We start from the raw sequence: 18484 nt of genomic DNA, 5'->3' as shown, positions 1-18484 counted from the left end.
CAACAAGGTCAAGGACGCCTTCGCCGACGTCAACTCGACGCTGGACAACCCGGGCGACCCGGTGCGCAACGGCTACGACTTCGGCGGATGGTATCGCACCACCGACCTCGACAACGACGATGCGCCTGTCGCGAACAGCAACCCTTGGAAGTTCAGCGGCCAGGCCGATCCCGACCAGGTGATCACTGACGTCACGCTCAAGGCCGTATGGACCCGCCATAAGTACACGGTCTCCTTCAATGCCGCCACCGGCAACCCGGCCGACAATCCGGACAGCGAGGACATCGCGTACCAGAAGACGATTCCTACTGCACCCGATGAGCCGAGCAGGTCCGGTTACCGCTTCGCGGGCTGGTACAAGCTGAGCGACCTCAACTCTGACGGTTCTCCGAAGCCGAACGCCACCGCCTGGAAGTTCGGCACTGATTCCGACTCCGACAAGGTGACGGGCACCATGACGCTCACCGCCGGCTGGGTGGAGCAGGTCACCGTGGACTTCAACTTGAACGGCGGCAACGACGGCGGCAACCCAGATGCCTTCAAGGGCCAGACGTTCGACAAGGGCGACAAGGCCAGCAAGCCGACTGCCACGCCGAGCCGCGTCGGTTACCACTTCGAGGGTTGGTATGTCTCGGCTGACGATAATGCGGCGAAGTTCGACTTCGACGATTCCGTCAACTCCAGCACCACCGCCTACGCCCATTGGACCGTTCAGGTCTACACGGCCACGGTCCATCCGAACAACGATGACCCCGACTACGAGCTGCCCATCGGTTCCGACGGCAGGGTCTCCGAGCCTCCCGCTCCGACCACGGTTCCGCATCACAAGAAGTTCGCCGGCTGGTACACGACCGCCGAAGGCAGCACGAAGTTCAACTTCAACACTGCTGTCAGCAGCAACGTGGATCTGTGGGCGCACTGGGTCGATGACACCTTCAAGGTGACCTTCGATCCGAAGAGCTCCGCGGCTGACCCGATTAAAGACCAAACCGTGTTCAACGGCGAGAAGGCCAATGATCCCGGCAATCCGACGGCTCCTGCCAACAAGGTCTTCAAGGGCTGGTACCTGAAGAATGACCTCGACGGCAACGGAGTGCCGAAGCCCGGCAAGACGGCCTTCGACTTCAACACGCCGATCACCGAGGACACCGATCTGGTGGCCCGCTACAACGACGCCACGCACACCGTGACCTTCGATCCGGCCAATGGTGACGAGTCCACGACGGCCACCGTCGATGACGACACCGCCATCCAGGAAAGCCAGAAGCCCGCCGATCCCTCCAAGAGCGGCTACCGCTTCGACGCTTGGTACATGGCCGGCGATCTCGATGAATCCGGCGCTGTGCTTCCCGGCAAGACGGCCTTCGACTTCAACACCCAGATCGGTTCCAACATCACGTTGAAGGCGCACTGGGTAAAGCAGTACAAGGTGAAGTTCGATCTCAACGGCTCCAGTGAGGATCCCGCCACGGCAGCCGACACGAGCAAGGTGGAAGACCGCACGGTCGACACCGGCTCGACGCTCGACGACCCCGGCGACCCGACCCGTGACCCGCACTATACGTTCGCCGGCTGGTTCAATCCCGCCGACCTCAACGCCGACGGTTCGCCGAAGCCCGACAAGAGGGCCTGGAAGTTCAACGGTGTTTCTTCGCCGACCCAGGTCACCGATGCCATCACCCTGACGGCCGGCTGGAACGCCAAGTCCTTCACGGTGCAGTACGACGCCGGCACCGGCGACCCCACCGACAACCCGGCCAGCAAGAGCATCAAGTACAAGGGCACGGTTCCTTCCGCTCCTGACGCTCCGACGTATGCAAGCCACAGGTTCCTCGGCTGGTTCAAGACAAACAACCAGAACGACAACAGTGAGGACAACAAGTTCAAGTTCGGCGAGAATGGCACGCCCATCACCGGCGAGACCACGATTTATGGCCACTGGGTGCAGCAGTACACCGTCTCCTTCGACGGCAACGGCGGCACCCTCGATCCCACGACCCAGGCCAAGACCGTTGACACCGGCAAGACGATTGACAAGCCTCAAGACCCGACGCGCGAGGGCTACAAGTTCACTGGCTGGTCCGAGTCCCAGAGCGGCGGCAACGCGGTTACATGGCCATACACGGTGAACGGCGACAAGACGCTCTACGCACAGTGGAGTCAGAAGTTCACGGTGAAATACGTTTTGAACGGCTCCAGCGATTCGCCTGTCACGCCTGCCTCCATCGATGACGAGACGGTGTTGGCCGGCGGCAAGATCGCATCCAAGCCCGAAGCCCCGACTCGTACCCATTACACGTTCAACAACTGGTATGCAAACCAGAGCGCGCTGAACGCCGACGGCACGGTCAAGGAAGGCCAGACCCCGTTCGACTTCAACTCCGATATCAACAAGGACACCACGCTCTACGCCGGCTGGGACGCCAGGTCCTACACGGTGCACTTCAACGCGGCCACCGGCAATGCTTCGGACAACCCGACCGACCAGAGCATCAAGTACAAGGGCACGGTTCCCACCGAGCCCGAGGCACCGACCCGTACCGGCTACCGCTTCCTCGGTTGGTTCAAGACCGACGACCAGACTGAAAACACTGATGCCAACAAGTTCAAGTTTGGCGAGGGCGGTACGTCCATTACCGGCGAAACCACGGCTTATGGCCACTGGGTGCAGCAGTTTACGGTGAAGTTCGACGTGAACGGCGGCACGGCTGCCGACCCGAGCAAGGTCACGGACCGCACCGTCGACAAGGGCGCGAAGCTTGATGATCCCGGCAATCCGTCGAAGGAGAACTTCGACTTCCAGGGTTGGTACAAACCGAGCGATCTTGATGACAACGGCGCGCCGAAGCCCAGCACGACTGCCTGGAACTTCAACGACGACACCGTCAGCGCCGGCATGACCCTGAAGGCCGGCTGGAAGGCCGCCGTGACTTATCAGGTCACCTTCGAAACCGGTGAGGGTGGTTCGCACGTCGAACCGCAGTCGGTAGTGACCGGCAAGTTCGCCAAGCGTCCGACCGCCGACCCGACCCGCGACCACTACGACTTCGACGACTGGTATGTCTCCGCCGATCAGGGTGCCGCGAAGTTCAACTTCGCCACCACCGCGATCACGAAGCCCACCACGGTCTACGCGCACTGGAACGCCAAGTCCTATACGGTGAAGTTCACCGACAACGCGCAGCACACCAGCACCGACTCGAAGACGGTCAAGTACAACAAGACCGTCGACGAGCCCACGCCTCCAAGTGCGGCCGGCTACCACTTCGATGGCTGGCACACCTCCGAAACCGGCGGCACCAAGGTCACGTTCCCGTACACGGTCACCGACGACGTCGAGTTCTTCGCCCACTGGACGCAGGAATTCACGGTCTCCTTCGACCTGAACGGCGACAGTGAGGATCCGGCGCTCGCAGGCGACGGTTCCAATAGTGAGGCTTCGCAGACCGTCTTGGACGGCGCGAAGGCCACCAAGCCCACGAAGGATCCGACGCGTACCCACTACGACTTCGCCGGCTGGCAGGTTGACGGCTCCGACTACGACTTCACCGAAACGGTGTCCCACAACATCACGGTGAAGGCCAAGTGGACGGCCAAGAAGTACGATGTCAACTTCAAGACGGACGGCGGCTCCACTGTCAAGCAGCAGCATGTCAACTATAAGGAGCACGCTTCCAGGCCGACGGACAAGCCGACCAAGGACGGATACCGCTTCGACGATTGGTACACCACGGCCGAGGGCAGCACGAAGTTCGACTTCGCCAACACCCCGATCACCGGTGACACGGATGTCTTCGCCCATTGGGTCCAGCAGTACAAGGTGACGTTCGATACGCAGGGCGGTTCGTCTGTCGACCCGACAACAGTTGATACCGGCAAGACGGTTGACAAGCCCGCCAACGATCCGACCCGTGAAGGCTACACGTTCGCTGGCTGGTATGATGCCAAGTCCGGCGGCTCCCGGTTCGGCTTCGGCACCACGACCATCACCGCGCCGACCACGGTCTACGCGCACTGGATCAAGAACGAGACGCCCGCCCCTGGCGAGTACTCGATTACCTTCGATGCCAACGGTGGCTCCGGCGCTCCGGCTGCGATGGCGACTGTCAACGGCAAGCTGCCGGTCGTCCCGAACGGCCCGAGCGGCGTGCCTGACGGCAAGGTGTTCGACGGCTGGTACACGGATGCCGAGAATGGTAACAAGGTCACCACGGATACTGCATTCACGGCTGCCACTACGGTCTACGCGCACTGGAAGGATGCTTCGAGCTCGGTTCCCGAGGGCAAGTTCCGTGTGAGCTTCAATACCCATGGCGGTTCCTCGATCGCGCCGCAGGAAATTACGTCCGGCCAGAAGGCCAAGCGTCCTGCCGCCGATCCGACCAAGACGGGTTATTCGTTCGCTGGCTGGTTCAAGGCCGCTGACGGTTCCACCAAGTTCGATTTCGACGCTGAGACGATTACCGCGGCTACCACGGTGCATGCGCACTGGACGAAGAACGGGACCCCGTCCGCCAACGAGTTTACGGTGTCGTTCGACGCGAACGGCGGTGCTGACGCGCCTGCCGCGATGACGACGACCAATGGCAAGCTGACTACGGTGCCGAACGGCCCGGCGACTGCTCCTGCCCATATGGAGTTCGACCACTGGGCTACCCAGCGTTCCGGCGGTCAGACGGTCGACGAGAACACGGTGTTCACCGAGGATTCCACGGTCTATGCCATCTGGAAGCTGATCAAGTACACGGTTTCCTTCAACACCGGTACCGGTGGTTCTGCGGTCGAACCGCAGCGGGTCGAGTACAACAAGACCGCTAGCGATCCTGGCACTCCGACGCGCGACGGTTATACATTCGTTGATTGGTATGATTCCGCTGCCGACGATGCCGATGTCTTCAAGTTTGGCGAGGGTGGCACGAAGATTACTGGTGCGACCACGGTCTATGCCCACTGGATCAAGAACGAGACGCCTGCCCCGAGCGAGTACCTGATTACGTTCGATGCCAATGGCGGTACTGGTGCTCCTGCCGCGATGGCTACGGTCGGCAAGAAGTTGCCGGTCGTTCCGAATGGCCCGAGCGGCGTGCCCGCCAACAAGGTGTTCGACGGCTGGTACTCCGAGAAGGACACCGGCTACAAGGTGACCACGGCCACCAAGTTCAGCGCTGCCGCTACGGTCTACGCTCATTGGAAAGCTACGGAGCCTGCTCCTGCTGGCCAGTTCACGGTGAACTTCGATACGCAGGGTGGCTCGTCTGTTGAGCCAGAGCTCGTTGCTGAAAATGGCAAGGCCACGCGTCCTGCCACGGATCCGAGCAAGCCTGGTTATTCGTTCGTCGGCTGGTTCAAGGCCGAGGGTGGCAACGACAAGTTCGACTTCGACACCGAGACGATCACCACGGATACCACGGTGTTCGCCCACTGGACGAAGAACCAGATTCCGTCCGCCAACGAGTTCACTGTTTCGTTCGATGCGAACGGCGGTGCTGATGCGCCTGCCGCGAAGACCACGACCAGCCACAAGCTGACCTCGATTCCTGACGGGCCGGCGGTTGCGCCTACGCGCATGGAGTTCGATCACTGGGCCACGCAGCGTTCCGGTGGCAGCGAAGTGACCACCAGCACTGAGTTCACCGAGGATTCCACGGTTTACGCGATCTGGAAGGCCAAGCCTCAGTACACGGTGTCGTTCAACCTCCACGGTTCGCCCGATTCGCCGGTCACGCCTTCTTCGATTGACGACCAGAAGGTTGTCAAGGGGGAGAAGGCCAACAAGCCTGAAGACCCGACTCGTACGCATTACACGTTCGCCGGCTGGTTCAAGGCCGCGGGTGGTTCGGATGTCTTCGACTTCAACGACCCGATTATGGCCGGTGCCACGGTGCACGCGCACTGGACCGCCAAGCCGTACACGGTGACGTTCGATTCCGAGGGCGGTTCCGCTGTCGGCCCGAAGACTGTCGACTATAACAAGACAATTGATGCCCCCACCAAGCCTGTGTTCAGCGGTCATCACTTCGATGGCTGGTACACGGCTGCCGACGGTGGCACGCAGATCACCTTCCCGTACACAGTGACCGACAACGTCACGCTGCACGCTCACTGGACGGTTCAGCCCGACAATGAATATGTCGTGAAGTTCCAGCCCGCCAACGGCATCGAGCCCGACTTCACCGAGACCACGGAGAACAAGAAGCTGACGGCGCCAACTGATCCGACGATTCCGTTGGGTTACAACAAGTTCGATGGCTGGTTCAACAGCGGCACGAAGTTCAACTTCGCCAACGAGTTCGCTGACAACACGACGCTGACGGCTCACTACTCCAAGGTGACCACGCCTTCCGAGGGCGAGCATACGGTGACGTTCGACCTGCAGGGCGGCCAGACGCACGACGGTGGCACCACATTCACCGCGCCGACGTCGAGCCAGAAGGCGGTTGAGCCGAGCAAGGCCCAGATCGCCGGACTGACTGCCCCCGAGGGCAAGACGTTCTATCACTGGTCCGATAAGGCCGACGGCGATGCGTTCGACTTCAGCACCGAGCTGAGCGCCAACAAGACGCTCTACGCGGTGTGGATGGCCACGCCTCCGGCACCTGTTTCTGGCGAGTTCACGGTGACTTATGACCCGCAGAACGGCCATGAGTCTGAGGCGTTCGGCAAGTCCACAGTCGATAAGAAGGCTCAGAAGCCTTCCGACGACGAGGTTGCCGCGCTCACGGCTCCCGATCACAAGCAGTTCGATTATTGGTCCGCGAGCAAGAATGGCGAAGCCTACGACTTCGACACCGCTTCGGCGCTCACCAGCGACACCACGCTCTACGCAGTCTGGAAGACCGCGCAGTACACGGTTTCCTTCGATACCGGCACCGGTGGTTCTACGGTCAAACCGCAGCAGATCGAGTACAACAAGACCGCTTCCGATCCCGGCACTCCGACGCGTAACGGTTACACGTTCGTTGATTGGTATGATTCCGCTGCCGACGATGCCGATGTCTTCAAGTTCGGCGAGGGCGGTACGAAGATTACTGGTGCGACCACGGTCTATGCGCACTGGCTGAAGAACGAGACGCCTGCTCCGAGCGAGTTCCAGGTGACGTTCGATGCCAACGGTGGTTCCGGTGCTCCGGCTGCGATGGCGACTATCGACGGCAAGCTGCCGGTCGTTCCGAACGGCCCGAGCGGCGTGCCCGCCAACAAAGTGTTCGACGGCTGGCACACCGGTAAGACCGATGGTGAAAAGATCACCACCGAGACGGCGTTCTCCGCCAACACCACTGTGTATGCGCACTGGAAGACTGCTGCGCCTGCTCCGGCTGGCCAGTTCACGGTGAGCTTCGACACGCACGGCGGTTCTTCGGTCGAGTCCCAGAACGTTGCAAGCGGCGGCAAGGCGAAGCGTCCTGCCACCGATCCGGTCAAGACCGGTTACACGTTCGCCGGCTGGTTCAAGGCTGCTGAAGGCAACGATGCGTTCGACTTCGGCGCTGAGGCCATCACCCAAGACACGACGATCCATGCGCACTGGACGAAGAACGCGACCCCGTCTGCCGACGAGTTCACGATCACGTTCGATGCGAACGGCGGTGCTGATGCGCCTGTCGCTCAGCAGACCACCGACCATAAGCTCGTAACGGTTCCTGGCGCTCCTGCGGTTGCTCCTGCCGGCATGGAGTTCGATCACTGGGCTACCCAGCGCAAGGGTGGCCAGAGGGTCGACCTCAACACCGAGTTCAGCGAGAACACGACGGTCTACGCCATCTGGAAGCTCACGACTAGCGAGTACTCCATCACCTTCGACGCGAACGGCGGCTCTGATGCGCCTGCCGCGCAGACGACGGTTGGCCACAAGCTGGCAAGCGTTCCGGGTGCTCCGACGCCCCCTGAAGGCAAGACTTTCGTCGGTTGGTTCACAGCGTCGGAAGGCGGCGACGCCGTCACGACTTCGACGCTGTTCACCGCTGCCACCACCGTTTACGCCCACTGGACGAAGAACGAGACACCCGCTTCGAGCGAGTACCTCATCACCTTTGATGCCAATGGCGGTTCCGGTGCTCCGGCTGCGATGGCTACGGTCGGCAAGAAGTTGCCGATGGTGCCGAACGGCCCGAGCGGTGTGCCTGACGGCAGAGTGTTCGACGGCTGGTACACGGCTGCCAAGGGCGGCGACAAGGTGACCACGGCCACCGAGTTCTCCGACAACGCCACGGTGTTCGCTCATTGGAAGTCTGTTGCGCCTGCTCCGGCTGGTCAGTTCACGGTGAGCTTCGACACGCAGGGTGGTTCTTCGGTCGAGCCTCAGAACGTTGCAAGCGGCCAGAAGGCCACGCGTCCTGTCACCGACCCGACGAAGTCCGGTTACACGTTCGCCGGCTGGTTCAAGGCCGCCGGTGTCTCGGATGCCTTCGACTTCGATACCGCCATCACTGCGGCGACCACGGTCTACGCCCACTGGACGAAGAACGAGACGCCTGCTGCCAATGAGTTCATGGTGACCTTCGATGCCAACGGCGGTGCTGATGCGCCTGCCGCCCAGCAGACCAACGGCCACAAGCTCGTAACGGTTCCTGGTGCTCCGCTCACGGCTCCTGCTGGTATGGAGTTCGATCACTGGGCTACCCAGCGCAAGGGTGGCGCTCAGGTGACTACGGCCACCGAGTTCACTCAGGACTCCACGGTCTATGCCATCTGGAAGCTGACGAGTGACGAATACACAATCACCTTCGACGCGAACGGTGGCAGCTATGCTCCTAATTCGCAGCAGACCACTGATCACAAGCTGGAAAGCATTCCGGCTGGTCCGACGGCTCCGGCTGGTAAGACGTTCGTCGGCTGGTTCACTGCCTCCGAAGGCGGCGACGAGGTCACGACGTCCACGGTGTTCACGCAGGCTTCGACGGTCTACGCGCACTGGACAGCTGCCGAGGCTCCTGCCCCGAGCGAATACCTGGTCACGTTCGATGCGAACGGTGGTTCCGGCGCTCCTGAGCCGCAGGCTACGGTCGGCAAGAAGCTTGCCACCGTTCCGAACGGTCCGCGCGTTGCACCTGAAGGCAAGGTGTTCGAGGGCTGGTACACCACCAAGACCGCTGGCGACAAGGTGACCACGGCCACCGAGTTCTCCAAGGCGACCACGGTGTACGCGCACTGGAAGACTACGGAGCCTGCTCCGTCTGGTAAGTTCACGGTGAGCTTCGATACTCACGGCGGTTCTTTGGTCGAGTCTCAGCTCGTTGACGAGAACGGCAAAGCCAAGCGTCCTGCCGCCGACCCGACCAAGCCCGGCTATACGTTCGCCGGCTGGTTCAAGAGTGCTACCGGCGCCGAGAAGTTCGACTTCGATAGCGAGACCATCACCGGCAATGTGACGGTGCATGCACACTGGACGAAGAACGAGGTCCCGTCTGCCGATGAGTTCACGGTGTCGTTCGATGCGAACGGCGGTGCTGATGCGCCTGCTGCGCAGCAGACCAGCGGCCATAAGCTCGCGTCGGTGCCTGGTGCTCCGGCGACTGCTCCGACCGGTAAGGAATTCGATTACTGGGCTACCCAGCGTTCCGGTGGCACCAAGGTGACTACCAGCACCGAGTTCAGTGAGGATTCCACGGTCTACGCCATTTGGAAGACAATCCAGTTCACGGTGACGTTCGACACGCAGGGCGGCACTCCTATCGACAGCAAGGATGTCGACTACGGCAAGACCGTCGACAAGCCTGTCCCCGACCCGACTCGCGAGGGTTATACGTTCGCTGGCTGGTTCAAGGCAGCGGACGGTACCGACGCGTTCGACTTCACCAAGCCGATCATGGCCGCGACCAGGGTCTATGCGCACTGGATCAAGAACGAGGTTCCCGATACCAGCGAGTATCTGATCATGTTCGACGCGAACGGCGGTTCCGGCGCTCCGTTGCCGCAGGCGACTGTCGGCAAGAAGCTTGTCGCTGTTCCGAACGGCCCGAGTGGCGTTCCTGACGGCAAGGTATTCGATGGCTGGTACACGGATGCCACTGCTGGCGAGAAGATCACCACCGACACGGTGTTCACTGCGGCGACCACGGTGTTCGCACACTGGGACACCAAGCCCACCACGGCTCCTGAGGGCAAGCACCTCGTGACCTTCGATACCCACGGCGGTTCCTCCATCGAACCAGAGCTCGTTGAGAACAACAAGAAGGCCAAGCGTCCTGCAACGGATCCGTTGAAGTCCGGTTATTCGTTCGCCGGTTGGTTCAAGGCCGCTGGCGGCAATGACAAGTTCGACTTCGACACTGCCATCACTGACGACACAACGGTGCATGCGCACTGGACCGAAAACCAGACCCCGACTTCCGGCGAGTTCACGGTGAGCTTCGATGCCAACGGCGGCGCTGATGCGCCTGCCGCCCAGCAGACGACCGATCACAAGCTGACGTCGGTTCCTGGCGCCCCGGCCACTGCTCCGTACGGCCAGAAGTTCGATCACTGGGCTACCCAGCGTTCCGGCGGAACTGAAGTGACGACGGACACTGAGTTCAGTGAGGATTCCACGGTCTACGCCATCTGGAAGAACAAGGACCAGTACACGGTTTCCTTCGACCTCCAGGGTTCCGAGGATGCGCCTACCGATCCCGCAACCATCGGCGATCAGACGGTGATGGAAGGCGAGAAGGCCAGCAAGCCGACGACCAACCCGACGCGTACGCATTACACGTTCGCCGGCTGGTTCAAGGCTGCGGATGGTTCGGATACCTTCGACTTCAACGACCCAATCACGCAGGCTACTACGGTCTACGCGCACTGGACCGGTGAAAACTACACGGTCCACTACGATGCGAACGGCGGCACCAGTGCCCCTGACGATAAGACAGTCACATACCCGAACACGATTACCGAGCCTGAGGCTCCGACGTTTGCCGACCATCACTTCGATGGCTGGTACACCAAGGCCGATGGCGGCGACGAAATCGCGTTCCCGTACAAGCCCGGCAAGAGCATTACGCTGCACGCTCACTGGACGGTCAACCCGCCTGCCAGCGAATATGTGGTCAAGTTCAAGCCCGCGAACGGCATTCAGTCCGACTTCACCAAGGCCACGCGTCATCAGAAGATCACTGATCCTCCGACTCCGACGATTCCGTTGGGTTACGACACCTTCGACGGCTGGTTCGCCGACGGTGCGCAGAGTGCCTATGACTTTGGCACTGCCTTCACAACGGACACGACCTTGACGGCCCATTACTCCAAGGCCGCCGGACGGCCCGCCGCAGGTGAGCACACGGTGACGTTCGACTTGCAGGGCGGACAGACGCGCGACGGTGATACTACGTTCACCGAACGCACGTCCGGCCAGAAGGTGGCCGAGCCTACTGCGGCTCAGGTCGCAGGGCTCACGGCTCCGGCTGACAAGACGTTCCTGCACTGGTCCGCCTCGCCTGACGGCGATGACTTCGACTTCAACACCACACTGAGCGACAACACGACGCTCTATGCGGTGTGGATGGCGAAGCCTACTGCTCCGACGAGCGGCGAGTACATGGTGACGTATGACCCGCAGAACGGCCACGAGTCCCAGGCCTTCGGCAAGGCGACCTCTGGTAAGAAGGCGGTTGCCCCGACGCAGTCCGAGATGGATAAGCTGACCAAGCCCGACCATCAGCAGTTCGATCACTGGTCCAGGACGAGGAACGGTGCGAAGTTCGACTTCGCCACCGAGCCCGAGCTTGACGGCGATACCACGCTCTATGCAGTGTGGAAGAACATCACGCACAAAGTGACGTTCGATCTGAACGATTCCGAGTCCGACCCGGTGACTTCGGCGGCCATTCCTGCCCAGCAGGTGGTCGATGGTCAGAAGGTCAGCAAGCCTGAAAATCCGACTCGTGCCCACTACGACTTCGCTGGTTGGTTCGATGCCGCCGACGGTGGCAGTGAGTTCGACTTCAATGCCGAGATCACCTCCGCCAAGACGGTCTATGCCCACTGGAACGCCAAGCCGTACACGGTGACATTCGATGCGCATGACGGTTCTGCTGTAGCTCCTCAGACCGTTCACTATGGCGAAAAGATCAACACCGAGCCCACGACGACCCGCGCCGGCTATCACTTCGATGGCTGGTTCACCGAGCTGACCGGCGGCACCGCTGTTGCCTTCCCGTACACGGTGACCGGCAACGTCACGCTGTACGCCCACTGGACGCAGAACGCTCCTGAGAACGAGTACCTGGTCACGTTCAAGCCCGCCAACGGCGGACTCGATGCCGACAAGACGCTCACCACGACGCACAAGAAGTTGACAGCTCCTGCAGATCCTCAGATTCCGCTGGGTTACGATACCTTCGATGGCTGGTTCAAGGAAGGTGCGCCTGCGGCGTTCAACTTCGCCAACGAGTTTGCCGGCAACACGACGCTGACTGCGAAGTACTCGCAGAGCACCACGTCCGCGCCTGTCAGCGAGCACAAGGTGACCTTCGATCTCGAAGGCGGCAAGACCGTCGGCGGCGAGACTTCGTTCATCGGCTTCACGCAAGATCAGAAGATCGCCGAGCCTACCGCGGCTCAGGTCGCGGGATTGACGGCTCCGGCCGGCAAGACGTTCCTGCACTGGTCCGAGAACGCCGATGGCGATGCGTTCGATTTCAACACCACGTTGACGTCCGACAAGACGTTGCACGCGGTGTGGATGGCCACGCCTCCGGCCCCTGCCCCCGGCGAGTACATGGTGACCTACGATCCACAGAACGGCCACGAGTCCGAAGCCTTCGGCAAGCCGACCATGAGCTGGAAGGCGCAAGAGCCTTCACAGCTTGAGGTCAGCAGGTTGACCGCTCCCGCCCACAAGACCTTCGATCACTGGTCGAAGAGCAGGGGCGGCGCGAAGTTCGACTTCGCCACCGAGCCTCGACTCACCGGCGACACGACGCTCTACGCGGTGTGGAAGACCATCGACCACAAGGTGACGTTCGACCTGAACGGCTCCGCCGACTCGCCGATTACTTCCGCCTCGGTTCCTGACCAGACGGTGGTCGACGGTAGCAAGGCCGACAAGCCTGATGATCCGACACGTACTCACTACGAGTTCCTGAACTGGTACGACGCAGCTGACGGTGGTTCGGTATTCGACTTCGCCAATACGCCAATCACGGCCGCAACCACGGTATATGCCCGCTGGACCGCCAAGACCTACACGGTCACGTTCGACAGCAAGGGTGGTTCTACGGTTGGTAGCAAGTCCGCCAAGTACCACAAGACGGTTACCAAGCCGGATGATCCGACGCGCGCCAACTATCACTTCGATGGCTGGTACACCGAGGCGAACGGCGGCACTGAAGTTGCCTTCCCGTACACGGTGACTGGCGACGTCACGTTGTTCGCTCACTGGACGGCTAACCCGCCTGCCAATGAGTACAACGTGAAGTTCAAGCCCGCGAACGGCATCGACAGCGACTTCACCGAGACAACGACCGATCAGAAGCTCACCGAGCCCTCGGCTCCGACGCTCCCGCTTGGTTACGACACCTTCGATGGCTGGTTCGCCGACGGCGCATCCGCGAGGTACAACTTCGCCACTGCGTTCACCGACGACACGACGTTGACGGCTCATTATTCCAAGTCGTCTGCGCCGGTGCCTCCGACCGAGTTCACGGTGACGTTCGACCTGCAGGGCGGCAAGACCTCTGGCAACCAGAGCACGTTCACTGCTTCGACGATTGGCAAGAAGGCCGTCAAGCCCACTGCGGCTCAGGTCGCAGGGCTCACGGCCCCCGAGGGCAAGACGTTCCTGCACTGGTCCGCCTCGCCTGACGGTGACGACTTCGACTTCAACACCGAGTTGGGCGGCAACACGACGCTCTACGCGGTGTGGATGACGAAGCCCGCCGCTCCGACGAGCGGCGAGTACATGGTCACTTATGACCCGCAGAACAGTCATGAGTCTGAGGCCTTCGGCAAGTCGACCTCCGACAAGAAGGCCGTCGAGCCGACACCGGCCGAGATGAGTCACCTGACCGCTCCCGCCCACAAGACCTTCGATCACTGGTCGAAGACCAAGGGCGGCGAGGCCTACGACTTCGGTACGGCTCCTGCCTTGACCGGTGACACCACGCTCTATGCGGTGTGGAAGCTGACCCAGTACAAGGTCACGTTCAACACCGGCACCGGTGGTTCATCCATCGACGACCAGATGATCGCCTACGGCAAGACTGCGGACGATCCGGGCACCCCGACACGCAGCGGCTATAGGTTCCTTGGCTGGTACGATTCGGACGCCAACAACGCCAACGTCTTCAAGTTCGGCGCCGGCGGCACCCCGGTTTTGGGCGCGACCACGGTCTACGCTCACTGGGCGCAGCAGTTCACGGTGAAGTTCGACGTGAACGGCGGCGTGGCCTCCGACCCGTCGAAGACCGCCGACCGCAATGTCGATGACCAGTCGACGCTCGACGATCCCGGTGCTGTGACCAAGGCCGGCTATGACTTCGAGGGCTGGTTCAAGCCTGGCGATCTCAACGCTGACGGCACGGTGAAGGACGGCAAGACGGCATGGAAGTTCGGCGCGACCGGTGACAGGGTCACCGCGAACACCACGCTCAAGGCCGGCTGGAAGGCCAAGCCCGTCACGCCGACCCCTGCCGGCAAGGTCAGGGTCAAGTTCGACGTCAACGGCGGCGCGGTCTCCAACCCGTCGCAGGTCGCCGATCAGGTCTTCGACAGGAACGGCAAGGCCACCAAGCCTGCTGACGGTTCGGTGTCGCGTGCGCATTACACGCTGACCGGCTGGTACAAGCTCAATGGCTCCACTCCGTCGTCCACTGCCTGGAACTTCGGTGACACGGTCAGCGACAGCATGACGTTGCAGGCCGGCTGGAAGGCCGACGAGTATACGGTCACGTTCGAGGATCCGGATGGTCATACCACCACCGCTTCCGAGCACGCGACGTATCCCGGCACGGTCAGCAAGCCCACCAACCCGGTGCGCGCTGGTTATCACTTCGATGGCTGGTACACGAAGGCGAACGGCGGTACTGAGGTAGCGTTCCCGTACGCTCCGACTGCCAACGCGACATTCTATGCTCACTGGACTGCGAACCCGGCTTCCAACGAGTACCTGATCACTTTGAAGCCTGCCAACGGTGGACTTGACGCTGATCAGACGCTCACCACGACGAACAAGAAGCTGACTGCTCCTAATGATCCGCAGATTCCGCTGGGTTACGACAGGTTCGATGGTTGGTTCGAGGACGGTGCAACTGTGGCCTACGACTTCAATAATGAGTTCAGCGCCAACACGACGTTGACGGCCCATTATTCCAAGTCCTCTGCTCCGGCACCTTCGAGCGAGTTCACGGTGACGTTCGACCTGCAGGGTGGCAAGACCGCCGGCAACGCCTCGTCCTTCACCGCGGGCACGACCAACCACAAGGTCGCTCAGCCGTCCGGAGCCCAGGTGGCAAGCCTGACGCCTCCGGCTGGCAAGACGTTCCTGCACTGGTCCTCCGCTCCGGAAGGTAGCGCGTTCGACTTCAACACGGAGCTGATCGGCAACACGACGCTCTATGCGGTCTGGATTGCCACGCCTCCGGTTCCCGGTCCCACCGAGTTCACGGTGACCTATGACCCGCAGAACGGCCATGCTTCCCAGGCGTTCGCCAAGACCACCTCGAACAAGAAGGCTCAGCAGCCGACCGATGCCGAAATGAACGGTCTCACCGTTCCCGCCGGTATGGAGTTCAGCCACTGGTCCGCGAGCAAGGGTGGAGACGCCTTCGACTTCGACACCGAACTGAGCGGCAACACGACGCTCTATGCGGTGTGGAAGATGGTCGAGTACACGGTTCATTTCAACGCGAACGGCGGTACGGGTGCTCCTGCCGACATGACGACGGTTGGTCACAAGCTGGCTTCGATGCCTGCTGCTCCGACCGGTGCTCCCGATGGCAAGACGTTCGAGGATTGGTACGACGCGGCGAATGGTGGCGACAAGGTCACCACGGCCACCGAGTTCTCCAAGAACACGACGGTCTACGCCCAGTGGAAGAACCAGTCTCATGTTGACTCCACCGAGTACACAGTGACGTTCGATCTGCAGGGTGGCAAGACCTCAGACAACCAAGGTTCGTTCACCAAACAGACCTCGGGCAAGAAGGCCGCAAGGCCTTCCGAAGCACTGACTGCTCCCAATGGCAAGGAGTTCGCTCATTGGTCACTGTCGAAGAACGGTGGTGAGTTCGACTTCAACACTGAGCTGAGTGGCAACACCACGCTCTACGCGGTGTGGAAGACCAAGTCTGCCCCTGTGGCCCCGGTTCCGTCCGGCGAATACACCGTCACCTTCGATGCGAACGGCGGTGTGAATGCCCCTGCTCCGCAGACTACGGTCAACAAGAAGCTGGCCTCCCTGCCTGGCGGCCCGACTGCTCCGAACGGCAAGATGTTCGACGGCTGGTTCACGGCGGCGAATGGTGGCAGCAATGTCACCACGGACACCGAATTCAGTGCCAACTCCACGGTCTACGCGCACTGGCGTGACGCCGAAGCCAATATCCAATTGGCCATCGACGCAGGCAACGGCGTCGTGGTGCCTCACGCTCATCAGGGCGCACTTGCCGTCAACTCCAAGCTCACGGTCAACGGTATGGCCAACGGTGTGAAGTCCGGCGACAAGGTCAGGGTGATTGCGCATCGCGAAGACGGTGTTTCGCCCGACCAGACCGCCGAGGTTGCGGTCTCGGCTGACGGCAATTGGAGTGTTGACTTCAACGACCCGACCAACCAGTTCCCGAACGAGCTTGGTGTCGGCAGCTATTGGACGTTCACGGCCGAGGTCGTGCGTGGCAATCTTGTCAGGGCTGTCTCCACAGATAGCGACGTCCTGATCGATATGGTCGCCCCGTACATCCCGATGGCCAGCCTCAGCGCCGACTGGAACAACGGCATCTCCGGCTGGATCTACTCCAACAGCACGAGCAATCGTGTTGAGCCGAACGACACCGTTTCCGATTCGCTGACGCTGAGCTACGGCAACACCGCCGCCAGCGACGGCACCGGCCAGTGGCTCCTTGACAGGCCCGCCGGCATGACGGCCAGTGGCACGGTAATGGTCACTGCTGTCGACGCCCAGGGCAACGAGTCCGAGATCACGTTCCCGCTGAGCAACCCAGGCTCGGAGCCTGCGAAGTACGAAGTTCGCTTCGCACTCAACGGTGGCACGGCCGATGACCTCTCCAAGGTCAAGGTCCAGCACGTCGAAAACGGCGCGAAGATTACCGATCCCGGTGTTGGTGCGGTCCATCGTGATGGTTACGACTTCACCGGTTGGTACCCGCTCGACGGCAATGGCAACCCGTTGCCGACGGCTTGGGACTTCGCTACCGGCACGGTCTCCGGGCCTATGATCCTGCAGGCCGGTTGGAACCAGAAGGCGAACACTGCGAAGGCCACATTCGATCTGAACGGCGGCGCGATCGCGGACAGCTCGAAGCTGGTCCAGGTCGTAGACAAGGGCAGCAAACTCGCCAACCCCGGCACTCCGGTGCTCGCTGGTCACAGCTTCGCCGGCTGGTTCAAGCCTGAGGATCTGAACTCCGACGGTTCGCCGAAGTCCGGTGCACGCGCTTGGAAGTTCGACGATCCGAATGCCGACAAGCTCTTCAACGACACCACGTTGAAGGCCGGCTGGAACGTTGTTGCTGGTCCGGGAGTGGTCGTCGACCACACGGTGATCTTCGACCCGGCCAACGGCCAGGCCACGTTCACCCAGGTCAGCAACAACGGCAAGCTCTCCAAGCCCAATGATCCGACCAATGGCAACCGCAGGTTCCTCGGCTGGTTCAACGGCGAGTCGCAGTTCGACTTCGTCAACGGCACCATCAATGCCGACGGGGTTGTGCTCACCGCACACTGGAGCGATGAGATGCCGAGCAAGTCCGACAATGACAAGCTCAACACCGTCATCGACGAGGGCAACAAGCTGAATGGAGATGACTACACGCCTGAATCGTGGCAGCAGTTCCAGGATGCGTTGCACCACGCCCAGCAGGTCGCCAACGATCCGAACGCCTCCAAGGCTGATGTTGATAAGGCCATCGCCGATCTCAACAACGCCAAGGGCAAGCTGGTGCATAAGCAGAGCGACAGCAACACCGGCAACAATGGAGACTCCAGTAATGGCAACGGCAACGGTAGCTCCGGTAGCGGTAATGGCAATGGTAACGGTAACTCCAGTAACGTTAGCGGTAATGGCAATGGCAACGGTCAGAATGGCCAAAGCGGCCAAAGCGGCCAAAATGGTCAGAAGGGCCAGAACGGACAGAACGGCCAAAATGGCCGAAACGGATTCAATTCCGGCGACCGCGGTTCCAAGAAGACCAAGCAGACCGTCACCAAGGACGAGACGATTGCCGAAACCGGTGCGTCCATCGACCTGCCCGCTATCATCGCCACGGTATCCACTTTGCTGGCTGCGATTGGTCTTGAGCTTCGTCGCAGGTTCCGAACAAAGGAGGGCTAA

Annotated in this window: 1 protein-coding gene (running past one end of the window); it reads left to right on the top strand. The window is 61.3% G+C overall.

What is annotated here, in order from left to right; all coding sequences use genetic code 11:
* Nucleotides 1–18484, top strand: the end of a protein-coding gene (locus OZX67_RS06675; protein ID WP_277141916.1) for an InlB B-repeat-containing protein. 19859 nt of this gene lie to the left of the window's left edge; 18484 of the gene's 38343 nt are visible here — the last part of the coding sequence; its start codon lies off the left edge, out of view; the stop codon is at nt 18482–18484.

This window comes from Bifidobacterium sp. ESL0728 (assembly GCF_029392015.1).
Lineage (GTDB): Bacteria > Actinomycetota > Actinomycetes > Actinomycetales > Bifidobacteriaceae > Bifidobacterium.
Note: the sequence above shows the minus strand (reverse complement) of the source record. Positions and strands in the feature narration are given on the sequence as shown.